Below are 25,719 nucleotides of genomic sequence, written 5' to 3'. Positions count from 1 at the left end.
GTCTTGGCCGAGCGCCGTTGATCGAGCCGCTGGCAGCATGGCAAGAACGTTTTTCCCGGCTGTGTCCCTTGTGTTAACCCCGTGTGAACGCACCCCGGTGACCCGCGCCCAGACCGAGCAGAAGAGCCGCCAGATGTCCGGCGTCGGTGAACGTGCGCCCCTTACGCATCAGGGGTCGCACGGCGAGCCCCAGCACGCCGGCCGCCGCCACCGCCCGTGCGGTGCGGTTCGGGAGGGAGACGACCGCGGCCCCGACCACCGCGTTCAGGCCGTAGCTGGCTCCGACGTCCACCGCCGACGTGGTCTCCTTCGCGGCGTCCGTCGCGCGCAGCCCGCCGTATACCAACAGGCTCGCCCCGAGATGGCCCAGCGCGAACACCGCGGCGGTCCGGCGCGACCCCCAGACGGCCTCGGCGCCGCCGAGAACGCCGAGCAGTATCACTCCGTACGCCGGATCGATCGGTCGGTCCACCAGGAAGGCACTGGTCAGGAGGGTGTGCCAGCGACCGGCCCGCAGATTGTCGACATTGGTGGAGTGTGCGCGCAGCACCGCCTCGCGGTCCGGCTCCGGCAACGGCCGCAGCGCGTACGCCCCGGACTGTACGGCGGTCACATAGGCCGAGGCCGCCCAGGGGGGCTTGCGGGCGCTCGCACTTCCGGCGGTCCCGGGGCGGCGTCCGGAGAGATCGAAGAGGGGCATCGGTCCATCATCACTGAGTACGCTGCGGACATGCCGCACATAGCCGTGGACTACTCCGCCACCCTCACCGACACCTTCGACCGCCAGGGCTTCGCACAGGCCCTGCACCCGCTGGTCGCCAAGATCGCGGACGCGCAGGTGTCCGGCTGCAAAACCCGCTTCCGCCCACTGGACGAGATCGTCATCTCGGACGGCGGGACCGACGAGGCGATGATCCACATCCAGGTGGCCCTGCTGGACGGCCGCACCCCCGAGACCAAGCTGGAACTGAGCACCGCCGTCCTCGCGCTCGCCCGCGAGCACACGACCGGGACGCCCGGCCTGACCGTCCACACGTCCGTCGAGATCCGTGACCTCGGCCGGGCGAGCTACCAGCGGTACTCCTCATGACGTTCCGCGTAGGACTGCTGGGCACCGGCCCCTGGGCGGAGATCGCCCACGCGCCCGCCCTCAGCGGCCACCCCGACGTCGAGTTCACCGGGGTGTGGGGCCGCAGGCCCGAGGTGGCGGCCGACCTGGCGGCACGCTTCGGCACCCGCGCCTACGACGACGTGGACGCCCTGATCGCGGACGTGGACGCGGTCGCGATCGCGCTGCCCCCGGATGTCCAGGCGCCGCTGGCCGCCCGCGCCGCCGCGGCCGGCCGCCACCTGCTGCTCGACAAGCCGCTCGCGGCGACCGTCCACGAGGCCCGCGCGGTCGTCGAGGCCGTCGAGGCGTCCGGGGTCGCGTCGGTCGTCTTCTTCACCGTCCGCTTCGACCGGACGACGGGGGAGTGGGTCGACCAGCAGGCCGCCGCGGGCGGCTGGTTCACCGGCCGCGCCGACTGGCTCGGCTCGGTCTTCGCCGGCGGCGACAGCCCGTTCGCCGCCTCCCCGTGGCGCCGGGAGAAGGGCGGCCTGTGGGACGTGGGGCCGCACGCCCTGTCGGTGCTCCTCCCGGTCTTCGGCGACGTCACCGACGTCGCGGCCGTCCGCGGCAGCGGCGACACCGTCCATGTGGCACTGCGCCACGCGGGCGGGGCGGCCAGCACGGCCACCCTCAGCCTGACCGCACCGGAACCCGCCGCCGGAGTCACCGTCGAGCTGCGCGGCGAGCGCGGTGTGGTGACGGCTCCGGAACCCGGCGAAGGCGCGGTGGAAGCGCTGCGGAACGCGATCGACGCCCTCATCACCGCCGCCCGCACCGGACAGCCGCACCCCTGTGACGCGCGCTTCGCGCTGCGCGTCACCGAGACGCTCGCGTCGGTGGAGGAAGCGCTCGGCAAGAGCTGAGCCGGGCAGGGTGCCGGGCGGGGTTGTCCGACCCGCCCGGCGCCCGGTGCCGGGCCCGCGCCGGGCGGGCGCCGGTTTGACGACGGGACCTAGCCGTCCGCCGCCCGCGTGTCTATCGTCGAAGGCATGGCTGCGGACTGGTGGTCGATCGAGATCCTCAACGCCAGGACCTCCGCCGCGCGGTGGCGCGACGCCCATGCGGAGTCGCTCATCGAATCGGCGGTCACCAACGGCGCGTTGAGCTGGGAGTGGCACGCCCGCTCCTGGGGCGTCGTGTTCGAGGTCAGTTTCCGTGAGGAACGGCAGTGGGAGTCCTGGCGCGGGCTGCCCGGCACCGTGGCCGCGCTCGACGCCGCACCCGACCCCGTCAACGGCCTCCTGGTGCACCGCGGACACGGCGGTGCGTCCGGCGACCGCTCCCCGCGCCGGCCCCGCATCACACCGAGCGCGGGAGCCGTCGCACTGCCGGAACCCGAGGCCGGCGGGGGCCTCGTGGAGGCGGCGACGCTGCCGTAGGTCGTTCCGGTCCCAGCCGACGTCCCGGGCCGTCAGTCCGGTTGGCGCACCCTGTCAGACCAGCCCGTTCCAGCCCCACTGCGGCACCGGGCCGGGGCTGCCCGGTTCGACTCCGGGCTGCGAGACCGAGCGCGCGATCCGCGTCCCCCACTCGATGTACTCGGCGAAGCGCTGCTGCAGCAGCTTGTCGTCGGGCAGTTCCTTCGCCGCCGTGGAGATCATCAACTCGGCCCAGCGGGCGCGCTGTTCCTCCGTGATGGACAGTCCCAGGTGGTTGCGGATCAGACCGGGGTGGCCGCCCAGCTCGGCGGTGTAGCCGGCCGGGCCGCCGAAGACCTCCGACATCCACACCGCGACGTGCTCGACGTGCGTCGGGGTGAAGTGCGCGAAGACCGGCGCGAGCAGCGGATCGGCGCGGACCACCACGTAGAAGGACTCGGTCAGCCGGCGCAGGCCGTCGATGCCGCCCACCGCCTCGTAGAAACTGCCGCGCTCCTCGTCGGCCCCGGCCCCCGCGCCGGTCGCGGCGCTCATGCCCGGTCCCCGGGCACCGCAAAGGTGCGTTCCATGGTCATGCGTTCGACGGTCATCGGGCATCCTTCGCTCGGGATCGGAGGACCCTCCGGGAGTCCTCGGCGGGGTCTTCGGCCAGGATCACTCGCCGGGGCCCGGAAACCCCGGCCGTTCGCGGTCGGCGGATCAAGCGGATGGCGGGAATCCGCCCTCCGGAGCAGGGCGGCGGGAAGAAGCCGCGGGCGTCGTGCCTTGTAACCGGGTATGACGGCTATGAAGGCGATCGTTCACACCACCACCGGCGGACCGGACGTCCTGTCCCTGACCGAGCGCCCCGTCCCGGCGCCGGGACCGGGGGAGGTCCGGGTCAGGGTGCACGTCTCGGGCGTCAATCCCACGGACTGGAAGTCGCGCCGGGGAGCCACCGGCGGGCCGGGCGACGGCGCCGAGCAGGTGCCGAACCAGGACGGCGCCGGGGTGATCGACGCGGTGGGCGACGGCGTCGCTCCCGAGCGCGTCGGGCAGCGGGTGTGGATCTGGGAAGCGGCCTGGCAGCGCGACGAGGGCACGGCGCAGGAGTACGTGGTGCTCCCCGGCCGGCAGGCGGTGCCGCTGCCCGACGGGGCGTCCTTCGACCTCGGCGCGAGCCTCGGCATCCCGGCGCTGACCGCGCACCGCACCCTCACGGTCGCGGACGGCGGACCCGACCGCCTCGCCCCCGGCTCCCTCGACGGCCGCACCGTGCTGGTCGCGGGCGGCGCGGGCGCGGTCGGCAACGCGGCGATTCAGCTGGCGCGCTGGGCCGGCGCCACGGTGGTGACGACGGTCAGCAGCACGCGGAAGGCCGAACTCGCCCGCGCCGCGGGCGCCCACCACGTCATCGACTACCGCACGCAGGACGCCGCCGCGACGATCCGGCTGCTGGTACCCGAGGGCGTCGACATCGTCGTCGAGGTCGCCCCCGCCGTGAACGCCGCCATCGACCACGCCGTAGCCGCGCCGAACGCGGTCGTCGCGTTCTACGCCAACAACGGTGGTGACGAGATCACCGTGCCGATCCGGCAGGCGATGGTGCCCAACCTGCGCTGGCAGGGCGTCCTGGTCTACACCGTCCCGGAGCAGGCGAAGGCGAACGCCGTCGCCGACGTGTCGGCCGCCGTCGCCGATGGAGCGCTGCGCGTCGGCGAGGACGCCGGGCTGCCGCTGCACCGCTTCCCGCTGGAGAAGACGGGCGACGCGCACGCGGCCGTCGAGGACAACGCGGTCGGCAAGGTCCTCATCGACGTGGTCGCGGGCTGATCCCCAGACCACGGAAACAGCCACGGAAGCGGCCATGGAGACGGCCACAGCCACAGCCACGGCTCAGTAGGTGACCGTGACGCGCCGGGCGGGTCCGTCGACGCGGATCCGCCCGCCGTACGGGATGACGACCTGCGGGTCGGTGTGCCCGAGATCCACGTCGAAGACCGCCATCGTCTCCGGCGCGTACTGTGCCAGCGCCCGCAGGACGGCCTCCCGTTGATCGGCGCGGTAGCGCTCCCGGCCCGCCGCGTCGAGCTGGTCGCGGCGGCCGATGTGCCAGGCCCTCGCCCTTCCCACCAACAGCGCGGGAAACTGCCGCAGCAGCCCGCGCTCGCCCATGCTCCGCAGGATCCGGTAGACCTCTTCCGCCTGCGGCATCTCCTCCGACGTCTCCAGGAACAGCACCTGGCCCCGGTGGCTCTCGGCCGGTGCCGTCTCCCGTCCCGCCATCAGCAGCCACGACAGGATCTCCACGTTCCCGCCCCAGCTCGTGCCGTCCACCACGCGCTCCGGCCGATGCCAGGTCCACCCCTCGCAGGGCGTCATCCGCGGCGCCTCCACGAAGGTCGCCGGATCGGCCCAGTCCCCGTTGACCTCGTTGAACTCACCGACCGGCGTCAGCCCGTACGCGCCCGTGGTGAACAGCGCGGCCCGCAGCGAGTCCGCCGTCGCCGGGTGCATCGCCCCGGGCCGCCCGAACTCCACCATCACCGAGCCGCCGTGGTAGCCGACGATGCCGAGCCCGTACAAGTGGTGCAGCAGGCAGGTGTTGTCGCTCCAGCCGAAGAACGGCTTGGGGTTGGCGCGGATCAACTCGTCGTCCAGGTACGGCAGTACGGTGATCTGGTCGTCGCCGCCGATGCTCGCGATCACCGCCTTGATCTCCGGGTCGGCGAACGCGGCATGCAGATCGGCCGCCCGCTCCCGCGCGGTGGAGCCCATCCGCCGGGTCGCCGGAAACTCCACGACCCGCAGGTCGAACTCCTTCTCCAACCGGCTCAGCCCGAGGTCGAACGGCAGCGGGAGCAGGCCCGGCAGTCCGGACGACGGGGACAGCACCGCGACGCGGTCACCGGGACGCGGTTTGGCGGGATACAGAGGGCTTGTCATCGGCCGAGCGTAGTAGCGGGGGCACGCGCCGTGCGAGGCGATTTCGGCAGGGCGCGAACCCCCGCGGCCGCGGCCCCGCCGCCCGCTCCCCGCCGTCCGACGGCGACGCCCAGCAGCACGACGAGCGCGCCCACCGGCTGGTTCCACGTCATGCCCTCACCCAGCAGCACCACCCCGGCCACCACCGCCACCAGCGGCATCAGATAGGTGACGGTCGACGCGGCCACAGCCCCCGCGCGCCGGATGACGCGGTAGTTGAGCAGATACGCCACCCCGGTGCCCAGCACGCCGAGCAGCAGCAGGGCGACGACGGCGGACGGCGACCATCCGTCGGGGCCGGTGGCCGGCAGCCCGCCGGAGCCGAGCGGCGCCAGGACGGCCGCCTCCGCCGTCGCCACCACGACCTGGGCGGCGGAGAGCGAGACGGTGGACTCGGGGCGCCCCGCCAGGAAGCGCTGTGCGTACGGGAAGCCCACCGCGTAGCAGCCGGCCGCCGCGAGGCAGGCCAGCTGTCCCGCCAGGTCCGAACCGTCGGCGCCGCGCCACACCCCGAGGACCACCAGGACGCCCGCGAAGCCGATCGGCATCCCGAGCAGCCGGCGCCCGCCCGGCCGCTCCCCGGGCAGGACGACGGACACCACCAGCATCGTCAGCAGCGGTGTCGCGGCGTTGAAGATCCCGGCGACGACCGAGGAGACGTGCTGCTCACCCCACGCGAACAGGGTGAACGGCGCGACGTTCACCAGCGCCCCGGTCACCGCGAGATGCCCCCACCCCCGGGCGCCGCGCGGCAGCCGGGCTCCGGTGGCCCGCAGCCACACCAGCAGCGTCACCGCGCCGACGAGCAGTCGCACCAGCGTCACGTAGGCGGGCGGCAGGACGCCCACCCCCACCTTCATCAGCAGGAAGCTGCTGCCCCAGATCACGGCGAGCAGCACGAGCGCGTCCCACCAGCGCTGCCCGTCCCGTACCCGTTTCCCACGCGCCTTCATGATGTCCATGCCGGAAAAGTAGGGGCCGGACACTTCGGCGGGCGCCGAAGTGTCGCGGGGCGATGATGGGCCCATGACCGGTCCGCGCACACCCGCCACCCTGGCCGCCCTGGCCGCCCTGGCCGCGCTGCTCGCCGACGAGACCCGCGCCTCCGTCTGTCTGGCCCTGCTCGACCGCCGCGCCTGGACGTCCGGCGAGCTGGCCCGGCACTGCGGGGTCGCCCCCTCGACCATCAGCGAGCACCTCACCCGGCTGGTCGACGGCGGCCTGCTGGTCCAGGAGCGGCAGGGCAGACACCGCTACGTCCGGCTCGCCGACCCCGACACCGCGCGCATGATCGAGGACCTGGCGGCCCACGTCGCACCGCGGAAACCAGCCGGCGGCGGGCTGCGCGCGCACTCCGCGGGCCAGGCGCTGGCCAGGGGCCGCACCTGCTACGACCATCTGGCCGGACGGCTCGGGGTCGCGATCACCGACGCGATGACCGCGCGCGGCCTGCTCAGCCAGGACGCCGGCTTCGCCCTCACCGGGCCTGGCCTGGCCTGGCTCACCGGCCTCGGCGCCGACCTGTCCGCCTACGACCTGTCCGCGGCCGCCGGCCCCGCCGCGTCCTCCCGCCGGCCCCTCGCGCGGTCCTGCCTGGACTGGACGGAGCGCCGCCCGCACCTGGCGGGCACGGCGGGCGCCGAGCTGTGCCGGCTCGTCCTCGACCGGGGCTGGGCCACCCGTATCGGCACCCGCCGCGCCGTCCGCGTCACCCCGCTGGGCCTGGACGAACTGCACCGGACGCTGGGCATCGAGCCGGACCGCCTGGAGGTGGCGTGACCGCCGGACGGAGCCGCTCGACCACCGGGCGGAGGGCGTGTGACCACCGGTCGGAGGGTGCGTGACCACTGGTCGGAGGTCGCGTGACCACCGGCACATCCGTGCGCCGGGCCGGCGGGACGAGGCTGTCGGACAATAGACCTGGACCACCAGGGTCCGCGACCGGACCCGAGTTCCGATCCGTCACCGCCCAGCACCGCCCCGAACCGCCGCAGGGAGACACTTGTCCGCCGTCCGCACCGTGCTCGCCCTGCTGGCGACGGGCGCCGCCGTGCTGATGACCGGGTGCTCCGCGACGAACGACGCCGAGAGCGCCGGGCCGACGCCCGTCGCGTCCGCCCCCGCCAAACTGTGGCCCCATCGGCCGCCGGCCACCGAGCAGCCCGGGGAGCCGGAGAACGAACGACCCGTCGCGGTGCCCGGCCTGCCCAAGGTGACGTCGGGGGACATCAGGAGCGTGGACCCGGTCGCCGTCGTCCAGGCCGAGATGGCCGCGACCCCGGACGCCCGCACCGGGGCGGACGCCCTCGACGAGGACACCGCGGCGAAGGCCGCCGCCTGCCCGGCGGGCGCCGCCGGGCGCGCCGGATGCCCGATCCGCAGCCCCGAGTACTACGACCTGACGGGCGACGGGAAGGCCGACGCCGTCTTCGGCGTCGACATGGTGGACGGCTTCCTCGCGCTGCGCTGCTACACCCTCCACAACGGTGTGCTCATCCGCATCCTGGCGACCGTCACGAAACCGATGTCCGTGCAGGTGGCCGGCGGGAACCTCGTCGTTCAGGAGCCGACCCCGTCCGAGGGGTACGAGCAGCGCACGGTCTGGACCTGGGACCCGCAGGCGCGGGCCATGGCCATCCAGAGCGACGACTACCGGCGCGCCACTCCGCCCGGGCACGGCCGCCGTGAGTCCGGCCCCGAGGGCGGCGACTCCGACACCTCGTGGAAGCGGCCCCGATGAGGCTGCGCGGGCGGCTGCCGTCCTGGGCGGCGACCCTCTACTGGAAGGCCGCCGTCTTCATCACCGCGATGTGCTGCGCCGTCGCGGTGGTCCTCGGCACCCTCGTGCACGTCATGGTCACCCGGCAGACCGTCCACCAGGCCCGCACCGCCGCCCTGAGCAGGCTGGACACCGCCACCCAGGCGTACATAGCGGGCGACCCGCTGCGCCGCGGCACGGCGCTGAACCCGCCGGACCTCCCCGACCGGCTCCGGGACCTCGCGCTGCGCGGCGAGCGCGGCACCATGTTCGGGGACCTCGACGGCCGCCGCACGATGTGGGCGGCCGGTCCGGCGGGCGGGAAGGTGCTGGCGGTGCCGCTCGACTACACGCGCAGCGCGGAGAGCATCAGGGGGCTGGACCGGGCGATCATCCTGTCGTCCGCCCTGGCCATCGGCGGCACCCTGCTGATCGGGATCTTCGCCGTCTCCCGCGTCACCCGGAGGCTGCACAGGACCGCGGCCGTCGCCCGCCGGATCAGCGCGGGCGACCTCGACGCCCGGGTGGCCGATCCCCGCACCGCCGGCCCCACCAGCGCCCAGGACGAGGTCGCCGCGGTCTCCGCGGCCCTGGACGCCATGGCCGCGTCGCTCCAGCTCAGGCTGCAGAGCGAGCAGCGCTTCACCGCCGATGTCGCCCATGAACTGCGCACCCCGCTGGCCGGTCTGCACACCTCGGCCGAACTCCTCCCGCCCGGCCGCCCCACCGAACTGGTCCAGGACCGCGTCCAGGCCCTGCGCCGGCTCACCGAGGACCTGCTGGAGATCTCCCGGCTCGATTCCCGTACCGAGAAGGTCGAACCGGACGCCCACTTCCTGGGGCTGCTCGCCGAACGCGCCGTCGCCGGGTCGGGGCTCCCCACCGAGGTCCGCGTCGTCCGCGACATCTGCCTCGTCACCGACCAGCGGCGTCTCGAACGGGTGCTCGGCAACCTGATCGGCAACGCGCACCGGCACGGCCGCCCCCCGGTGGTCCTCACCGTCGACGGCCCCGCCATCACCGTCCGGGACCACGGCGACGGCTACCCCGGCTATCTGCTCGACCACGGCCCGCAGCGCTTCCGTACCGAGCCCACCAGCAACGGCAACAAGGGCCACGGCCTGGGCCTGACGATCGCCGTCGGCCAGGCCCGCACGATCGGGGCCGAGCTGCGCTTCACCAACGCCCCCGACGGCGGCGCGGTCTCCACGCTCACGCTCCCGACGCCGGAGGAGCCCATGGAGCCGGGCGCGGGCCCGCTGTCCTGAGGGTCATCGCCTCCCTGTCTCATCCGGTCCCGGCTGTTTCCGCCGGGACCGGCCGGGCACCGCGGGACTCCCGCGCCAGATAGCCGGCCATGCACAGCGACGCGATCCCGGCGCACGAGATGGCGGCCCCCACGGACACGACCTCGGCGGCCGCCCCGAACACCGCGGGACCCACTCCCTGCACGGTCATCATGCCGGAGGTGAGCAGCCCGAACGCCTGCCCGCGGCTGCCCTCCGGAAGCGCGTCGAGGAACGAGCGCTGCAGCCCCAGGCTGTACGCGAACCCCGTACCGGTGACCAGCAGCAGGAGCGCGCAGAGCGGCCACGGCGGTCCGAAGGCGAAGCAGAGCAGCGGCAGGCCGAGGACCGCGACCAGCACGGCGACCAGCCGTTCGCGGGTCGCGGGCCGCACGAAGCGGCCGACGACCAGATTGCCGACGAGCATGCCGACCGGCAGGCACGCGAGCAGGAGTCCGGCGGTCCCGTCGGGGAACCCGCGCCGCCCCGCGAACGGCACGACGAGGCTCTCGGCGCTGGCCGCGAAGGCGGACGGCAGCCACTGCGCGAGCAGCAGCTTCCGCACCCGGCGGTCGGCGAACAGCGCCCGGTTGCCCGCCCAGCTGTGCCGCACCAGGGACCCGGACTCCTTCTTGTCGGGCGCGGGCAGGTCGGGCAGCCGCAGCCGTACGGCGAGCGACGCGACGAGGTACGCGCCCGCGCTCAGCAGCAGCGCGTGCCGCGAACCCAGGAACGTCACGGCGATCCCGCCGCCCGCGAGCCCGAGCAACTGGGCCGCGGACGACGACATGCTGGACAGCGACCGCCCCAGCACATAGGCGTCGCCGGTCAGCGTCTCGGCGACGAGGCGGTTGGACGCGCCCTGGAAAACGGGCGTCAGGAACGCCACCACGGCGACGAGCAGCAGGATGAACACCACGGGCAGATGGGCCAGCGCCATCGCGGTGGCCGCGGCGAACTCCAGCAGGTAGCCCGCGGCGATGAGCCGCCGCGGCCGGACCCGGTCGGCGAGCGAGCCGAGCAGCATCGAGCCGGCGAGCTGCGGGAGGAACCCGATGCCGAACGTCAGGGCGCCCATGAGCGGGGAGCCGGTGGTCGCGAAGATCAGCACCGAGAGGGTCAGGATCCGCAGGGCGTCGGCGGTGATCGTCACCGTCCGGGTGGCGAAGAGCAGCCGGAAGCGCTGGTCGGACAGCACTTCCCGATAGGTGGTCCGCCGGGGCGGGGCTGGGGTGAACGTCATGACCGGGAGCTTGTTCCCGGCGCCCCCACCGGGGCGACTCCTACGTCCCAGGACGTAAGCTCGGACCATGCGGCGATTCGAGTTCGGCACCGACGACCTGCTCCGCAGCCGGTTCGCGCTGTCGCCGGCCTTCGAGCTCTGCAACCTCCTGGGCTACCTGGAGGGCCGCACCAGGCAGCGGCTGCCGCCCGCCTGGTCGGCCCGGCTGATGCCGGTCTTCCAGCGGCTGCGCCGCGACACCGACCTGGACGCGGCCCTCGCCCTCCACACCCGCACCTTCGGCGCCAACTTCGTCGCGCTGCCGCCCCGCGGCCTCGACCAGACGTGGGACGACGACATCGCCGCGATCCGTGGCACGAGCCTGTCCCAGGCCCACGAGGAAGCCGAACTGTGCCTCGCCGCGCGCCCGTCCCGCGACCCGCGCGTGCTCGCGACCCTGCGCGGCGACGCGGTCGTCGAGCGGGTCGCCGACGCCCTCGACCAGGCCTGGCACGAACTGCTCGCCCAGGACTGGCCGCAGTTGCGCGCCATCTGCGAACGCGACGTCGTCCACCGCCTCGGCCGCCTCGGCCGCTCGGGCTGGGCAGCCACCCTCGACGACCTCCACCCCGACCTGCGCTGGCGCGACGGCGGCATCGACATCCGCCGTACGTCCTCGTCCACGGGCAGCGTCACCACCCTCGCGGGGGATGGGCTGCTGCTCATCCCGTCGGTCTTCGTCTGGCCCCACCTGGCCACCTACATCGACGACCCCTGGCCGAAGGCCGTCATCTACCCCGCCCGCGGCACGTCCGCGCTGTGGGAGACCCCCGACTCCGTCGAACCGGACGCCCTCGCCGGCCTCCTCGGCCGCTCCCGCTCCCGGCTGCTGACCGCCCTGGACCAGCCCGCGAGCACCACGCAGCTCGCCCAGAGCCTGCGCCTGGCCCCCGGCGCGGTCGGCGACCACCTCACGGTCCTCCGCAAAGCCGGCCTCCTGACCCGAGCCCGCTCCGGCCGCTCGGTCCTCTACTACCGAACCCCCCTGGGCGACGCCCTGACCGCACCCCCCAACGCCTGAGCCCGGACCACCCTCCTCAAGGAGAGTGACCCGGGCTCGGACGCGCGGCGCGTGCTTAGAGGTCGAAGTACAACTGGGAATCATCTCTGACCTGCGTGGACGCGGTGTGTGAGGGCTGCCGGTGCACTGTGGGTGCACGAGCGGGGTCCCGGAGGTCGAGGGACAGCGGGCGGCACCGGCGGTTGCTTCCGGATCCGCGCTGTAGCGGTTCCTGGCAACAGCTCGCCGCCTAACTGGCTGAATAGGCACCGTTGTCGGCAATTGGTACGTGTCGTCACACTCCGGCCATGGTCTACAGATGCCGTGCGCAAACGGACGACGGGACGCTCTGTAAGAACCCGGCGCTTTCGCGGCCGAGTTTCTCACCCCTCAGGACAGCATCATCCGCTGCTGCCCAAGCGAATGGGCCTTGCACGCTTGGCTGCACTCAGGCAGGTACGGGGCGTATCAATCCATTCCCTCATCTACCGATGCCGTGAACTTGGCCTGACATCGGACACCACCACAAGCCGGACGTACCAGCGTCGCCGAGCTCTTGACGGACAACCCGGATTTACGTCCGAATCCGTCTCCAACTTCTCTGGACCTATCGGTGGCACAGCTGGCACACGAGCTCGCATGGACTTATAACCGTATCCGCGAACTGCTGGGCGTTCAGGACATCGACCCGTATTGCGTCTGGTCCAGTAGCCGCGCGATATTGGCAACCCGTGGCCGTGTCAAGCGGCGATGCCGAGGTCCTTGCGGGTGCGGTGGAGAAATTCCCGTACGGCTGGTTCGCGTCGCCAGGGGGTGAGGGCGGTGTTGAACTCGCGTACGTAGTCCAGTGCTCGGGCGGACTGGACGCGGGCGAGGATGTCGACGGATCGGTTGCCGAGTTCCAGGCCGTGGTCGAGGTCGCGGGCCTGGAGGTGGGCGGTGCCGACGATGGCCAGGCGCATGCCGACCGAGCGGGTGAAGACTCCGGTCGGCATGGCGGTGGCTTGCCGGTTCCAGGCCAGTGCCGCCTTGGGGTTCTTCAGGTCGCGGAAGACCTCGGCGGCGTCCGCGGACAGCCGTGCGTGGTTGTAGAAGTCGATCCAGGCGGGTTCCGGACCGCCGGTGCGAGCCTGGCCGAGGAGGTTTTCGGAGGCGGCAAGGGCGGCGGAGGCAGCCCGTGCGTCGTTGGTGCGGGCGTGGGCGCGGGCCTCGATGAGCTTGGTGAAGGCCAGTACTCGTGGGGCGGCCGTGCCTTTTGCCCGTTCGAAGGCGCCCTGGGCCATGTCGACGGCTTCGCCGACGAAGCCGCGCAACAGGGATTGCATGGCCATAGTGGTCAGGACGTAGCAGCCGAGCTGTACGTCGCCGCCAGCCCGGGCGAGGCGGAGAGCTTGGATGAAGTGGCGTTGGGCGGCTTCGTGCTGGCCGACGTCGAAGGCTGTCCAGCCGGCCAGGCGGGAGAGTTCGGCGGTCACAGAGAACAGGTCGCGGCCCACGCCGTCGGTGAAGGAGCCCTGCAGCAGTGGGGTGGCGCGCTGTTCGAGGCAGGCGGTGACGGAGTTGGCCTTCCAGTTCCCGCCGCCGTATTTGGAGTCCCAACGGCGGGCGTCGTCGGCTGCCTCGCGCAGCTCGTCGAGGTCGCTCTGGCCGACGCGGACGCCACCGCGATGAGCGGCGGCTCCGTCGGCGGGGTTGACCAGCCAGCGCGTGACGGGGGTGGTGAAGGCGGAGACGGCGAAGCTGCTGCCGGTGAGGAAGTCGCGGCGGTTCACGGAACTCCAGAACGAAGTGGCGACGCGGACGGCGTCGGCGGGATCCCTGGGGAAATCCAACCCCACATCCGGGTCCGCTGTCTCCGCCTCGCCCATAGCGATCTCGGCCAGCCGTACGGGTCGTCCGAGGCGTTCGCCGATGGCCTGGGCGAGGAGTTGGGGTACCGGCCACTTCGGGGTCATGCCACGCCGGCACCAGTTCGCCACCGAGGTATGGGAGTAGTCGGTGGTCAGCCCGGCCTGGTGGGCGAGCTGGTTGATGCGGTGGGCGAGGGCTTTGCGGCTGACGCCGCTCGCTTCGATGAGCCGGGCCAGGTCCGCGTTGGGCGGCAGGCTCCGGCGGGCGGTCGACGTCATGGCGTCCCCCTCTTCCACTCCGGAGAGTTCTGCACGCGACCCCGTACTCCTTTGCAGCAAGAAGTCGTACGCCAACCACGTGTGGTGGGTCACCGAGGGTATTGCCTGGCCACCGGTACGTGAACCCCGCCCGCGAGTTGCAAGCCCCCTTGCGAGCCCTCCCGGCCGCTGGTCGGACCCGGTTGTCTGAGGGCAGGTCGCCGTCGGGAAGGGCAGCACTCTCCCGGCGGCGGCCGTCACCGATGGGTTCCACCAATCACGCTCGGGGGTGAACCAGATGTGCGGAATCGCAGGACTGGCAGGACCGGACGCCATCCGGCACGAAGCAACCGTCGGTGCCATGGGCCGCTCCCAGCGCCACCGGGGTCCGGACGGCACCCTGCACGCCGCTTCGACCGATGGGAAGGCCGTGCTGGCCATGAACACCCTGCTGGTTGTCGACCCGGACGCCCAGCCCGGCCCCTATCTCGACCGGCACAGCGGCGTCCTGCTGACGTTCAACGGCGAGATCTACAACTACCGCGACATGGCTGCCGCCTGGGGCATCGAGCTGTCTGCCGGGCAGAGCGACGCGCACCTGCTGCTGCGGGCCTGGGCCAAGATCGGGCCGTCCTGCCTGGAGGGGTTGGACGGCATGTTCGCCCTGGCTGCGTACGACCCCCGTCTCGGGCGGCTGTTCCTGGCTCGGGACCGATTAGGGGAGAAGCCGCTGTACTGGCGGCTGGACGGGGGCCGGCTCGCCTTCGCCTCCGAGGTCACCACGCTGACTGGCTACGGCACCGCGCCGCTCGTCGTCCGCCCCGAGATGCTCGCCATCGAGACGCCGATCGGCGCCGATACCCCCTTCCAGGGCATCCAGCTCCTGGCCCCGGCTGGACTACTGACGTTCGACGTCACCACAGGCTCGCTGGAGCAACGCACCTGGTGGACCCTCGAAGACCGAGAACCATTCGAAGGCACCTACAAAAGCGCGCTGGCCACGTTCTCCGTCACCCTGGCCGAACAGGTCCCGCTACGCGCCCCCACCGGGGACTTCGCGCTCCTTCTTTCCGGCGGCCTGGACTCCTCGGTACTGGCCTACCTCATGCGCCCACCGGTCTGCGTCACGGTCCGTTACCCGGGCCAGGACCGCCTGGACGAATCCGTCATCGCCACGAACATCGCCCGGGACATCGGCGCCGAACTGATTGTCGTCGAGCCGGGCACCGCCGACTTCGTCCAATGCCTGCCGGACATCGTCGCCGCCCTGGACTATCCGATGGGCAACGCGTCGACGTTCTCCGAGCACATGGCTTACAAGGCCGTCGCCGACCTCGGGATCAGGGTCGTGGTCGGCGGGCTGGGCCCGGACGAATTCCTCATGGGCTACGTCCGCCACGCGCTTGCCCTCTTCGGTCCGAACGCCGTCATCGACGCCGGGCTGGAGTCCTACCGGCCACTCGCCGCGAAACTCCTGCACGCGGCGGGTGAACCGCTGGAGCCGGCGGAGACGCTCACCCGGCTGATCCTGCGCGGCCCGGACCCCGGCGGCCGCATCGGGGACGTGGTCGCCGACGCACTGGCCGAACTCGGTCACGACGTCCTCGGCATGGACTGCAACATGGCCAAGATCGCCGACCTCAACGCAGGCAAAGCCCCGTTCTACGAACGCGACCTCGACGCTCTCCTGGCCGAACACACCGCCTCGGGCCGCCTGCGCTTCACCGCCTCCTACGCGGAAGCCGCCGCCCACGCAGACCTGCACTTCATCGGGGTCGGCACCCCGCAGTCCAAGACCGGCAACGCCTACGACCTCAGCCAGGTCTTCACCGCCGTCCGCCAGCTCGCACCCCGACTGCACAGGCCCGCCGTCATCGTCGGGAAATCCACCGTCCCGGTCGGCACCGTCCCGCGCATCGTCGACATCCTCCGCGAGTTCTCCCCGGCAGCCGACCGCATCGAGGTCGCCTGGAACCCCGAGTTCCTCCGCGAATCCTTCGCCATCGAAGACACCCTGCGCCCCGACCGCATCGTCATGGGCTTCGCCGGCCACCACTCCCGGGCCGAGACCCTGCTCCGCCAGTGCTACAGCAAAATCATCGACGCCGGGACACCCACCATCGTCACCGACCTGGCCACCGCCGAGCTCGTGAAGTCCGCAGCGAACGCCTTCCTGGCAACCAAGATCTCCTTCATCAACGCCATGGCCGAAGTCTGCGAAGCCACCGGCGCCGACGTGATGGAACTGGCCGAAGCGCTCGGCCACGACACCCGCATCGGCCGCCGCGGCCTGCGGCCCGGCCTCGGCGGCGGGTGCCTACCCAAGGACATCCGCGGCTTCATGGCCCGCGCCGACGAACTCGGCGCCCACCAGGCACTCGCCTTCCTGCGCGAAGTCGACGCGATCAACAACCGCCGCCGCGAACGCATGGTCGACCTCGCCCGAGAACAGTGCGACGGCACCCTCACCGGCAAGCGGATCACCATCTGGGGCGCCGCTTTCAAGCCCGACACCGACGACATCCGCGACTCCCCAGCCCTGCACGTCGCCCAGCAACTCCACCAGCACGGCGCCGAGGTCACCGTCTCCGACCCCAAAGCCCTCGACAGCGCCCGCAAGACCTTCCCCGAACTCGACTTCATCGACGACCCCATCACCGCCGCCGAAGGCACCGACCTCCTGCTGCACCTGACCGAGTGGACCCAATACACCCACATCGACCCCAAACCCCTCGTCACCCGCGTCACCCAAGCCAAGATCATCGACGGCCGCGGAACCCTCGACCCCACCCGCTGGCGCAACGCCGGCTGGACCTACCGCGCCCTCGGCCGCCCCTGAGCCGAGAAGACAACTCCGCCCCGGCGAGGGCCTCAACCAGATGCTGGCGGTGTGCCGGACAAGACCGGTTCGGTGTGGACCATCGTCTACCGGCGGGCGAATACCGCAGCGGCCAGGAACGTCCCGATCGTCGCCGTCTACCAGTGAAGGCTGAGCTGGGCGGCAGCTGACCCCTTCCAGCACAGCACTGAGCCCCAGCACCCTCCTCGCGGAGAGCACCAGGGCTCAGTCAATGCTGCTGACTCTTCGTCAGGCGTTCCGCCCTTCGGTGCACCGCTGGTGCACCTGAGGGTGGAAAGAGGTCGTGATCAGTGGAAACTGATGGGGACTGTTTCCGCAGGTCAGGTGGCCTCTTGGGTGATCGCGCCAGGTCGGCGGACCGGACCGTTTAGAGGTCGAAGTACATCTCGAACTCGTGGGGGTGCGGGCGGAGGGCGATGGGGGCGATTTCCTGGGTGCGCTTGTAGTCGATCCAGGTCTCGATCAGGTCGCTGGTGAAGACACCGCCGGCCTGCAGGTACTCGTGGTCGTTCTCGAGGGCTTCGAGGACGGCGGGGAGCGAGGTCGGGACCTGGGGGACGCCCGCGTGCTCTTCGGGGGCGAGCTCGTAGAGGTCCTTGTCGACCGGCTCGGCCGGCTCGATCTTGTTCTTGATGCCGTCCAGGCCGGCCATCAGGAGCGCCGAGAACGCCAGGTACGGGTTGGACGACGGGTCAGGCGCGCGGAACTCGATGCGCTTGGCCTTCGGGTTGGCGCCCGTGATCGGGATGCGGATCGCGGCGGACCGGTTGCGCTGGGAGTAGACCAGGTTGACCGGGGCCTCGAAGCCGGGCACCAGACGGTGGTACGAGTTCACCGTCGGGTTGGTGAAGGCGAGGAGCGAGGGGGCGTGCTTGAGGATGCCGCCGATGTAGTACCGGGCGGTGTCCGAGAGGCCCGCGTAGCCCTGCTCGTCGTAGAACAGCGGCACGCCCGCGGTCCACAGGGACTGGTGGACGTGCATGCCCGAGCCGTTGTCGCCGAAGATCGGCTTCGGCATGAAGGTCGCGGTCTTGCCGTTGCGCCAGGCGACGTTCTTCACGATGTACTTGAAGAGCATGAGGTCGTCGGCCGCTGCGAGCAGCGTGTTGAACTTGTAGTTGATCTCGGCCTGGCCGGCCGTGCCCACCTCGTGGTGCTGGCGCTCGACCTGCAGGCCGGACGCTTCCAGCTCCAGGGAGATCTCGGCACGGAGGTCGGCGAAGTGGTCGACCGGCGGGATCGGGAAGTACCCGCCCTTGTAGCGGACCTTGTAGCCGCGGTTGTTGTCCTCGGAGCCGGTGTTCCAGGCGCCGGCCTCGGAGTCGATGTGGTAGTACGACTCGTTGGCGTTGGTCGCGAAGCGCACGCTGTCGAACACGTAGAACTCGGCCTCGGGGCCGAAGTACGCGGTGTCGGCGATACCGGACGACGCGAGGTAGGCCTCGGCCTTCTTCGCCACGTTCCGCGGGTCACGGCTGTACTGCTCGCCCGTGATCGGGTCGTGGATGAAGAAGTTGATGTTGAGCGTCTTGTCCTTGCGGAACGCGTCCAGGCGCGACGTGGTGAGGTCGGGGACGAGCGCCATGTCGGACTCGTGGATGGCCTGGAAGCCGCGGATCGACGACCCGTCGAACATCAGCGTCTCGGTCGGGTCGAAGGTGCTGACCGGGACCGTGAAGTGCTGCATGACTCCGGGCAGATCACAGAAGCGGACGTCAACGAACTTGACGTCCTCGTCCGCGATGAACTTCTTGACGTCGTCGGCGTTCTGGAACATCCAACTCCTCCTAGACCCGGCTCGGAGAGTCCGGGATGGCAACACGAGGCGCGGCCAGTGCGATGGCGCACGCTGGCCCCGACCATAGGGATCGGGGATTTCCCAAGCATGACCCATTTGTTTCGTCGAGGTTAACCGCTACGCCGTGGTGGCCGCGCGCGGGAGGTGAAGGCGCCGTACGGGGGGCGCGGGAGGGCACAGTACGGTGGACGGGTGGACAACAGGGATGCACTCGGGTCGTGGCTTTCGGGACCGCGCGCGGCGGCCGAGCAAATGGGCACGGATTTCGGCTACCGGGGTGAACGGCTGGGGCTGCCGAAGGACGGGCCGGGTTCGCTGGCCGGCGTCGGCCGGCGGTTCGTCGCCGTGTTCGTCGACTGGACGCTGTGCCTGGTGATCGCATACGGCCTGATCGCGCACCGTGACGTCCACGCGTCCAATCCGTGGACGCTGGCGCTGTTCGGCGCCCTGAGCGTCGTCACCCTCGGTACCGTCGGAAGCACGCCGGGCAAGCGGCTGCTCGGCCTGCGCGTCGTCACGCTCGGCGGTGGACGGCTCCGCGTCGGCCCGGTGGTGCTGCGTACCGTCCTGCTGCTGCTGGTGATCCCGGCCCTGGTGTGGGACCGCGACGGCCGTGGGCTGCACGACAAGGCCGCCCGATCCGTCGAAGTCCGGATCTAGGCCCGGATCCAGGTCTGGATCCAGGTCTGGAGCTCGGATCCCGGTCCGGATCCCGGCCCTCCGGAACGAAGAACGCCCTCGCGGCCCGGTTTCCCGGTCCACGAGGGCGTTGTGGTCGTTTGCGGTGCGTGCGGGGGTCAGCGGCCCTTCGGCATCCGCATGCCCTTCGGCATCGGACCCTTCGGGATCGGCATGTTGCTCATGAGGGTGCCGAGCGACCGCAGGCGGTCGTTGACCTCGGTGACCTTCGGTCCGGCCAGCACGCGCGGCAGCTTGAGCAGCGTCGTGCGCACCTTCTTGAGCGGGACCTGGCCCTCTTCGTTCCCGACGATGATGTCGGTGATCGGCACGTCCAGCACGACGCGCGCCACCTTCTTCTTCTCGCCGGCCAGCAGGGCCTTCACCCGGTTCGGATTGCCCTCGCCGACCAGCACCACGCCGGCCTTGCCGACCGCACGGTGCACCACGTCCTGGCTCTTGTTCATCGCGACCGCCGGGGTCACGGTCCAGCCGCGGCCCACGTTGTCCAGCACCGCCGCGGCGGCACCCACCTGGCCCTCCAGCTGCCCGAAGGCGGCCTTCTCGGCCCGGCGGCCGAAGACGATGGCCATCGCGAGAAACGCGAACAGCAAGCCCAGGATGCCCGCGTAGATCGGGTGGTCGATCAAGAAGCCGAGGGCGAGGACGACACCGAAGGTGACGATTCCCACAGCCGCAACGACGAGCCCGACCTTGGAGTCGGCCCGCCTGGTCATCTTGTAGGTCTGAGCGATCTGCTGAAGACGCCCAGGGTTCTCGGATGTTTCCTTCCTCGCCATGCGGCACAGGATACGTGGCCCGCGCGCCGGTGGGCGCATCGGTGGCCCTCAAGGAGCCGGCCCGCCCGTCAGAAGGAATCCGGCCCCGTGTACAGGCCGGCGGCCGGGGCGTTCAGCGCCTCGATCACGTGCTGCACCTCGCGCCGGTCCTTGGCCCGGCGGCGGTCCTCGACCACGGACGACCAGGCGTTGCGACGGGCGGTCTGCTGACCCCCGCCGAGCAGCAGCGCCTCCACGGCACGCAGTGCCCCGGTGACGGTGACAGTGGGGTGGAGGGTGCTCTGCCGGAGCTGTGCGGACTCAACCTGCATGGGTCCCCCTCAGGACGCCTCGGAATCGCATGAGTGTGCGTGAACCAGGCTCGCCACACTGTGTTACCAGCCCGTGACCGCACGGTCAATCTCGCATGAAACCTTGCCGAGGCCCCTGATTCCGCTTCGCCGCGCCGCACGCCTGATGGGAGCCGGTGACGCGGAGCGCAGCCGCTCCGCGTCACCGTGAGGGGATTCACATGGCCGAAGCCGGATCTCAGACGGCCTGCGCCGCCACCGAGTGCTCGCCCGTCTCCCGGCGGCGGTCCATCGCCTGCTGGAACAGCCGGCCCGCGCGGTACGACGAACGGACCAGCGGCCCGGACATGACACCGGCGTAGCCGATCTGGTCGGCCTCGTCCTTGAGCTCAACGAACTCGTGCGGCTTCACCCAGCGCTCGACGGGGTGGTGCCGCGGTGAGGGCCGCAGGTACTGCGTGATGGTGATCAGCTCGCAGCCCGCGTCGTGCAGGTCCCGCAGCGCCTGGCTGACCTCTTCGCGCTCCTCGCCCATGCCCAGGATCAGGTTGGACTTGGTGACCAGCCCGGCCTCGCGGGCCCTGGTGATCACTTCGAGGGAGCGCTCGTAGCGGAAGCCGGGGCGGATCCGCTTGAAGATGCGCGGCACCGTCTCGACGTTGTGCGCGAGCACCTCGGGCCGGGACGAGAAGACCTCGGCGAGCTGCTCGGGTACCGCGTTGAAGTCCGGGATCAGCAGCTCGACCTTGGTGAAGCCCTCGGCCCGCTCGGCGGTCTGCGCGTGGATCTGGCGCACCGTCTCGGCGTAGAGCCAGGCGCCGCCATCCTCCAGGTCGTCGCGGGCGACGCCGGTGATGGTGGCGTAGTTCAGGTTCATGGTCACGACGGACTCGCCGACACGGCGCGGCTCGTCGAGGTCCAGCGCCGCCGGCTTGCCGGTGTCGATCTGGCAGAAGTCACAGCGCCGGGTGCACTGGTCGCCGCCGATGAGGAAGGTGGCCTCGCGGTCCTCCCAGCATTCGTAGATGTTGGGACAGCCGGCCTCCTGGCACACGGTGTGCAGGCCTTCGCTCTTCACGAGCGCCTGCATCTTCGTGTACTCGGGGCCCATCTTCGCCCGGGTCTTGATCCACTCGGGTTTCCGCTCGATGGGGGTCTGAGCGTTCCGGACTTCCAGGCGCAGCATCTTGCGTCCGTCGGGTGCGACAGCGGACATCGTCCGGTACTCCCCTTCCACCAGCGTGTCTTCGAATCTTCGGCGAACCCCAGGGTACGCCCGTTGTTTGTACCTGTACGAACAGAGGCAACCAGCAGGCTCGTGGGGGCATTCCCCCAAGGGGGTGACGGCCTCCCACGCCTCCCGCGGAGCCCTACACGGCCCGGGGGAGGGGCGCCGCGGTCTCCAGCACCGCCCGCAGGTGCTTCTCGATCACCGGCACGACGTCGGTGACGGAGATGTCCCGGCCCAGCTCGTTGGAGAGCGACGTCACCCCGGCGTCCCGGATGCCGCACGGCACGATCCGGTCGAACCAGGTGTTGTCCGGGTCACAGTTGATCGCGAAGCCGTGCATCGTCACGCCCTTGGCGACGCGGATGCCGATGGCCGCGAGCTTGCGGTCCTCCCGGCGCTGGCCGGCGTTGGACGGGGCGTACTCCGGGCCGTTCAGCCGCGGGTCGAACTCCTCGTCCGCGAGCCGCGGGTCGAAGTCCAGCGTCAGGCCGCCCGCCGCCCGCTGCTCGACGGGGTCGCCCAGCACCCAGACGCCGCTGCGGCCCTCGATGCGGGTGGTCTCCAGGCCGAACTCGGCGCAGGTCGCGATCAGCGCGTCCTCGAGGCGGCGGACGTGCGCGACGACGTCGACCGGGCGCGGCAGCTTGAGGATCGGGTAGCCGACGAGCTGGCCGGGGCCGTGCCAGGTGATCTTGCCGCCGCGGTCCACGTCGACGACCGGCGTCCCGTCCAGCGGGCGCTCGTTGTCGGCGGTGCGGCGGCCCGCGGTGTAGACCGGCGGGTGCTCCAGCAGGAGGCAGGTGTCGGGGATCTCGTCCTCGAAGCGCGCGGCGTGCACCCGGCGCTGCTCCTGCCACGCCTCCTGGTACTCGACGGCGTCCGGCCCGAAGCCCAGGTGGACGAAGTGCAGGTCAGTCACGTCAGCTCCTCGTAATCGCCTCGTTGGCGCCCCTGCAACTGTACGACCGGCGCGGGGGAGGGGAGGAGGCGGTCCTCGAAGGGGTTCGCGTCCCGCGTCGGTAGCACGGTCGGTGATCGGAAGGCCGGGCTTTACGAGGCAATGGGGCAGGGCGTCACCCGTTCGGGGGAATCTGAGCCTCGGACGGTGATCGTGGTACTACCGGCCGTTACATTCACGCACTTCCGTTCCCTCGAAGGAAGTGGACCGCACAGCCGATGACGGACCGATCCCCACAGCGTTCCCCCAACCGCCAGCTGGCCACCCTGATCTCGGAGGCCGGCTTCTCCAACGCGGGGCTCGCCCGCCGGGTCGATCAGCTCGGTATCGAGCACGGCCTGGACCTGCGCTACGACAAGACCTCCGTGACGCGCTGGCTGCGCGGCCAGCAGCCACGCGGCACCACGCCCGCCCTCATCGCCGAGGTCTTCACGCGACGGCTGGGGCGGCGGCTGTCCGCACAGGACCTCGGGCTCGACGCGTGCGCGCCGGTCTACGCGGGCCTGGAGTTCGCCTCGGGGCCGGAGGAAGCGGTCGACATCATCAGCGGGCTGTGGCGGAAGGACACCGGCAGCCAGGCCGAACTGCGCAAGATCGCGTTCACACCGGCCGGGCTGGTGGTGCCGAGCCGCGACTGGCTCATCGGGCGGCCCGACGAGCATGTGGCGCACGGCTGCGGGGCGGGGGCCGGTGGCTCCGGGGAGCCAGAACGGGCCGGCCGGGCCCGGATCCCCGCGCAGACGCGCGGCCACGGGCCGGGCCGCGCCACCGTCTCCCGCCAGCGCGTCACCATGGGCGACATCGCCGCGCTGCGCTCCGTCGGCGACCTCTTCCGGACCCTCGACAACACGTACGGCGGCGGCCACGCCCGCCAGGCGCTCGTCCGGTACCTCGAGCACGAGGCCGAGCCGATGCTGCGCGGCACGTACGGCGAGGCCCTGGGACGCCGTCTGTTCGGCGCGGTCGCCGACCTGACGCGGCTGGCCGGCTGGACGTCGTACGACATCGGCGCGCACGGCCTCGCCCAGCGTTACTTCGTCCAGTCCCTGCGCCTCGCCCAGGCGTCCGCGGACCGCGTCTACGGCGGCTACGTCCTCGTCACGATGAGCCGCCAGGCGGTGTACCTCGGGCACGGGCGCGAGGCGGTCCAGCTGGCGCGGGTGGCGCAGCAGGGGGTCGGCACGAGCGCGCCCGCCGTCGTGCAGGCCCTCCTGCACGCGGCGGAGGCGCGCGGGCACGGTCTGCTCGGTGAGATGCGGGCCTGCTCGGCGGCGCTCGCGCGCGCGGAGCGCTCGCTGGACGCGGCGCGGGCGGGGGACGAAGTCCCGCCCTGGGCACGGTTCTTCGACGAGGCACAGCTCGCCGACGAGTTCGGCCACTGCCACCGGGACCTGCAGCAGTACCGGGCCTCGGCGCAGTACGCCGAGCGTTCGCTGCAACTGCGGGGGCCGGGGTACGCGCGGAGCCGGGTGTTCTGCCGGACGGTGCTGGCCACGGCGCGGCTGGGGCTGGGGGAGGTGGACCTGGCGTGCGTGCTGGCGGGAGAGGCGATGCAGCAGGCGACCGAGATGCGCTCCACGCGGGCGGTGGAGTACGTACGGGACTTCGCGCGGCGCTTGGAGCCGTTCCGGGACAGCGGTGCGGGGCGGGGCTTCTTCGAGCGGGCGGCCGCGCTAGGGCTGTCCTTGGGCTGAACGCCCTTTCACGGGGTGGCCGTCAGGCCGCTTCCCCGGCCTGGCGGGAGGGGACGGCCGCCGCCGGGCGGTAGCCGAAGTCCGCGAGGAGGTGGGTGGCGGCGCGGCGGCCGGAGACGAGGGCGCCCTGGACGGTGCTGGTGTCGCGGTGGTCGCCGCAGACGTAGAGGCCGCACAGGAGGCGGACCGGGCGCCGTAAGTCGTGCGGGGCGGTCATCACGGGGACGGCCTCGGGGTCGTGGTGGGCGGCCAGCGGCTCCCAGTCGTCCGTCGAGGTCTCGTACAGCTCGGCCAGGTGTTTGCGGACGGCGATGTCGTCGGCGCCGCCGGTCTCCTGCCGGCCGAGGAGGACGGACGTGACGAGGGCGCGTCCGGCCGGCGCGCGCGAGGGGTCCAGCTCGCTGGCCGGCAGCGTGTGCGAGACGGGCCCGTGCCGGTCCGCGTCGAGGACCAGGAGGGGTTCGCGCAGCGGGGACCGGGGTGCGGCGTGGTGGACGACCGTGACGGGGTGGAAGGCGGGGACCCGCAGTCCGGGGAGGAGTTCGCCGGCGGCGCGGGCGCCGGTGGCCACCACCACGGCGCGACAGGGCAGTTGACCGGTTCCCCGGCCGTCGGTGGCGGTGTCGACGGCGTTGACGGCGACGGCGGTCGCCCGGACACCGAGCCGCACGGTGCCCGGCGGCAGGGCGGCGGCGAGGCGCTGCGGGACGGTGGCCGCGCCGGTGGCGGGCAGACACGTGCCGCCACGGGCGAAGCCGCGCAGCACGAGGTCCGCGCAGCGGCTGGAGGTGGAGAGCTCCGGGTCGCAGAGCAGGGCGTTCAGGCGCGGGCGCACGAAGCCGTCGACGAGGCGGGGCGCGAAGCCGCGGGCGGCGAGTGCGGCGGCCGCGGTGGTCTCGGGCCGGGCGAGGAGCCGGGCGGTGGAGGTGGCGGCCAGCCGGTTGAGGGCGGTGCCGAGTCCCGCCCGGTCGAGGGTGTCGCCGAACGGGGTCCTGGCGGCGGAGAGCATGGCGCGGGCCCGGGCGCCGCGGGTGTCGCCGACGCGGTAGCCGCGCCCGCCGGCCCGCACCAGGGCGCCGGGGGCGAACGGGCGCAGCCGCAGCCCCTGGAGCCCCGGGGTGCGCCGGAGGTCGGGGTTGGCCATGTTGAGCAGTTGCGGGCCGCGGTCGAGCCGGAAGCCGTCCACCGTGTCGGTGGCCATCCGGCCGCCGACCCGTGATCCCGCCTCCAGCACGGTGACGGTCAGTCCCGCGCTGGTCAGATGCTGCGCCGCCGCCAGGCCCGCGAGCCCGGCTCCGATCACGACGACGTCCGCTTGCCGTGCTGTTGAGAGCACGATGCCCCTCCGGAGGTTGGCTTCGTTCCCCGCTCGCGTCAGCTGGCGCTGGTAGGGGTCATGCCCTCATCGCACGTGGCTGATGCACCGGGTGTGCGGTGCGATTCAGCCTTTCGGCACTCAGTGCCCGCGCTGCGGCCGGTAAGTGCCCACGTACGGCCGCTCGGTGCCTGTGAGCCACCCAGC

At 71.9% G+C, this 25,719-nt stretch carries 23 protein-coding genes and 1 pseudogene; 12 read left to right on the top strand and 12 right to left on the bottom strand.

The genetic code is table 11. The features are described 5' to 3' along the window. Window positions 1–73: 73 nt before the first annotated feature. Complete coding sequence (locus tag O3X23_RS20310; RefSeq protein ID WP_269272856.1) at window positions 74–700, bottom strand: rhomboid-like protein; 627 nt, start codon at window positions 698–700, stop codon at window positions 74–76. Between the two features lie 30 nt (window positions 701–730). Here O3X23_RS20310 and O3X23_RS20305 point away from each other — a divergent pair, with 30 nt between their 5' ends. From O3X23_RS20305 to O3X23_RS20295, 3 genes are all read left to right on the top strand, one after another. Continuing rightward, the gene (locus tag O3X23_RS20305) at window positions 731–1,090 is read left to right on the top strand and encodes a 5-carboxymethyl-2-hydroxymuconate Delta-isomerase (protein WP_269272855.1); all 360 of its coding nucleotides are present in this window, start codon (window positions 731–733) and stop codon (window positions 1,088–1,090) included. Continuing rightward, window positions 1,087–1,974, top strand: a complete 888-nt coding sequence (locus tag O3X23_RS20300) for a Gfo/Idh/MocA family protein (protein ID WP_269272854.1) — start codon at window positions 1,087–1,089, stop codon at window positions 1,972–1,974. The genes O3X23_RS20305 and O3X23_RS20300 overlap by 4 nt, the downstream gene beginning before the upstream one ends. A gap of 126 nt (window positions 1,975–2,100) precedes the next feature. Then, a complete protein-coding gene (locus O3X23_RS20295; RefSeq protein ID WP_269272853.1) occupies window positions 2,101–2,490 on the top strand; it encodes a hypothetical protein in 390 nt (129 codons plus the stop codon). 54 nt (window positions 2,491–2,544) lie between these two features. Here O3X23_RS20295 and O3X23_RS20290 read toward each other — a convergent pair whose 3' ends face one another. Continuing rightward, window positions 2,545–3,024, bottom strand: a complete 480-nt coding sequence (locus tag O3X23_RS20290) for a group II truncated hemoglobin (protein WP_269272852.1) — start codon at window positions 3,022–3,024, stop codon at window positions 2,545–2,547. A gap of 243 nt (window positions 3,025–3,267) precedes the next feature. Between O3X23_RS20290 and O3X23_RS20285 the strand changes: the two genes are divergently transcribed. Then, on the top strand, window positions 3,268–4,302 hold the full coding sequence (locus O3X23_RS20285) for an NADPH:quinone reductase (RefSeq protein WP_269272851.1): 1,035 nt from the start codon (window positions 3,268–3,270) through the stop codon (window positions 4,300–4,302). A 63-nt stretch (window positions 4,303–4,365) separates the two neighbouring features. Here the strand turns inward: O3X23_RS20285 and O3X23_RS20280 are convergent, their stop codons facing one another. Both O3X23_RS20280 and O3X23_RS20275 read right to left on the bottom strand, forming a co-directional pair. Continuing rightward, window positions 4,366–5,415 carry a S66 family peptidase gene (locus O3X23_RS20280; protein WP_269272850.1) on the bottom strand — a complete coding sequence of 350 codons (1,050 nt, stop codon included), beginning with the start codon at window positions 5,413–5,415 and terminating at the stop codon, window positions 4,366–4,368. Next, complete coding sequence (locus tag O3X23_RS20275) at window positions 5,412–6,416, bottom strand: DMT family transporter (protein WP_269272849.1); 1,005 nt, start codon at window positions 6,414–6,416, stop codon at window positions 5,412–5,414. Before O3X23_RS20275 ends, O3X23_RS20280 begins: the two co-directional genes overlap by 4 nt. A gap of 64 nt (window positions 6,417–6,480) precedes the next feature. Here O3X23_RS20275 and O3X23_RS20270 point away from each other — a divergent pair, with 64 nt between their 5' ends. The 3 genes from O3X23_RS20270 to O3X23_RS20260 all read left to right on the top strand — a co-directional run bounded on the left by O3X23_RS20270 (window position 6,481) and on the right by O3X23_RS20260 (window position 9,480). Next, window positions 6,481–7,233, top strand: coding sequence for an ArsR/SmtB family transcription factor (locus tag O3X23_RS20270; protein WP_269272848.1), 753 nt, complete (start codon window positions 6,481–6,483; stop codon window positions 7,231–7,233). A gap of 223 nt (window positions 7,234–7,456) precedes the next feature. Beyond that, entirely contained in the window at window positions 7,457–8,194 is a 738-nt protein-coding gene (locus tag O3X23_RS20265; protein ID WP_269272847.1) for a hypothetical protein, read from the top strand. Beyond that, entirely contained in the window at window positions 8,191–9,480 is a 1,290-nt protein-coding gene (locus tag O3X23_RS20260; protein WP_269272846.1) for a sensor histidine kinase, read from the top strand. Before O3X23_RS20265 ends, O3X23_RS20260 begins: the two co-directional genes overlap by 4 nt. A 19-nt stretch (window positions 9,481–9,499) precedes the next feature. Here O3X23_RS20260 and O3X23_RS20255 read toward each other — a convergent pair whose 3' ends face one another. Further along, window positions 9,500–10,741 carry an MFS transporter gene (locus tag O3X23_RS20255; RefSeq protein WP_269272845.1) on the bottom strand — a complete coding sequence of 414 codons (1,242 nt, stop codon included), beginning with the start codon at window positions 10,739–10,741 and terminating at the stop codon, window positions 9,500–9,502. Window positions 10,742–10,808: 67 nt separating this feature from the next. On the opposite strand from O3X23_RS20255, the gene O3X23_RS20250 reads away from it, so the two are divergent. Further along, window positions 10,809–11,801 carry a DUF5937 family protein gene (locus O3X23_RS20250; RefSeq protein WP_269272844.1) on the top strand — a complete coding sequence of 331 codons (993 nt, stop codon included), beginning with the start codon at window positions 10,809–10,811 and terminating at the stop codon, window positions 11,799–11,801. A gap of 719 nt (window positions 11,802–12,520) precedes the next feature. Here O3X23_RS20250 and O3X23_RS20245 read toward each other — a convergent pair. Beyond that, window positions 12,521–13,909 (bottom strand): sporulation protein, encoded by a 1,389-nt coding sequence (locus tag O3X23_RS20245; RefSeq protein ID WP_269272843.1) that lies wholly within the window; start codon window positions 13,907–13,909, stop codon window positions 12,521–12,523. Between the two features lie 277 nt (window positions 13,910–14,186). Here O3X23_RS20245 and O3X23_RS44215 point away from each other — a divergent pair. Further along, a pseudogene (locus O3X23_RS44215) lies at window positions 14,187–14,663 on the top strand (asparagine synthase (glutamine-hydrolyzing)); the annotation flags it as partial. Between the two features lie 51 nt (window positions 14,664–14,714). Further along, window positions 14,715–16,727, top strand: coding sequence for a nucleotide sugar dehydrogenase (locus tag O3X23_RS20235; protein ID WP_443047911.1), 2,013 nt, complete (start codon window positions 14,715–14,717; stop codon window positions 16,725–16,727). Between the two features lie 388 nt (window positions 16,728–17,115). Here the strand turns inward: O3X23_RS20235 and glnA are convergent, their stop codons facing one another. Then, window positions 17,116–18,525, bottom strand: a complete 1,410-nt coding sequence (gene glnA, locus O3X23_RS20230) for a type I glutamate--ammonia ligase (protein WP_269272842.1) — start codon at window positions 18,523–18,525, stop codon at window positions 17,116–17,118. 213 nt (window positions 18,526–18,738) lie between these two features. Between glnA and O3X23_RS20225 the strand changes: the two genes are divergently transcribed. After that, window positions 18,739–19,206, top strand: coding sequence for an RDD family protein (locus tag O3X23_RS20225; RefSeq protein ID WP_269272841.1), 468 nt, complete (start codon window positions 18,739–18,741; stop codon window positions 19,204–19,206). 137 nt (window positions 19,207–19,343) lie between these two features. Here the strand turns inward: O3X23_RS20225 and O3X23_RS20220 are convergent, their stop codons facing one another. From O3X23_RS20220 to lipB, 4 genes are all read right to left on the bottom strand, one after another. After that, window positions 19,344–20,024, bottom strand: a complete 681-nt coding sequence (locus O3X23_RS20220; RefSeq protein WP_269272840.1) for a DUF4191 domain-containing protein — start codon at window positions 20,022–20,024, stop codon at window positions 19,344–19,346. A gap of 68 nt (window positions 20,025–20,092) precedes the next feature. Then, complete coding sequence (locus tag O3X23_RS20215; protein WP_269272839.1) at window positions 20,093–20,335, bottom strand: SCO2195 family GlnR-regulated protein; 243 nt, start codon at window positions 20,333–20,335, stop codon at window positions 20,093–20,095. Between the two features lie 217 nt (window positions 20,336–20,552). After that, window positions 20,553–21,530: a lipoyl synthase gene (gene lipA, locus O3X23_RS20210; protein WP_269272838.1), complete on the bottom strand. Its 978-nt coding sequence runs from the start codon at window positions 21,528–21,530 to the stop codon at window positions 20,553–20,555. Window positions 21,531–21,684: 154 nt separating this feature from the next. Beyond that, a complete protein-coding gene (gene lipB / locus O3X23_RS20205; RefSeq protein ID WP_269272837.1) occupies window positions 21,685–22,464 on the bottom strand; it encodes a lipoyl(octanoyl) transferase LipB in 780 nt (259 codons plus the stop codon). Window positions 22,465–22,721: 257 nt separating this feature from the next. On the opposite strand from lipB, the gene O3X23_RS20200 reads away from it, so the two are divergent. Continuing rightward, complete coding sequence (locus O3X23_RS20200; protein WP_269272836.1) at window positions 22,722–24,197, top strand: regulator; 1,476 nt, start codon at window positions 22,722–22,724, stop codon at window positions 24,195–24,197. Between the two features lie 22 nt (window positions 24,198–24,219). Here the strand turns inward: O3X23_RS20200 and O3X23_RS20195 are convergent, their stop codons facing one another. Further along, the gene (locus O3X23_RS20195) at window positions 24,220–25,533 is read right to left on the bottom strand and encodes an NAD(P)/FAD-dependent oxidoreductase (RefSeq protein ID WP_269272835.1); all 1,314 of its coding nucleotides are present in this window, start codon (window positions 25,531–25,533) and stop codon (window positions 24,220–24,222) included. Window positions 25,534–25,719: the final 186 nt, after the last annotated feature.

The sequence above is a fragment of the Streptomyces sp. H39-S7 genome, assembly GCF_027158205.1.
Classification (GTDB): Bacteria; Actinomycetota; Actinomycetes; order Streptomycetales; family Streptomycetaceae; genus Actinacidiphila.
The sequence above is the reverse complement of the archived record's forward strand: the minus strand, read 5'-3'. Positions and strand labels throughout refer to the sequence as shown.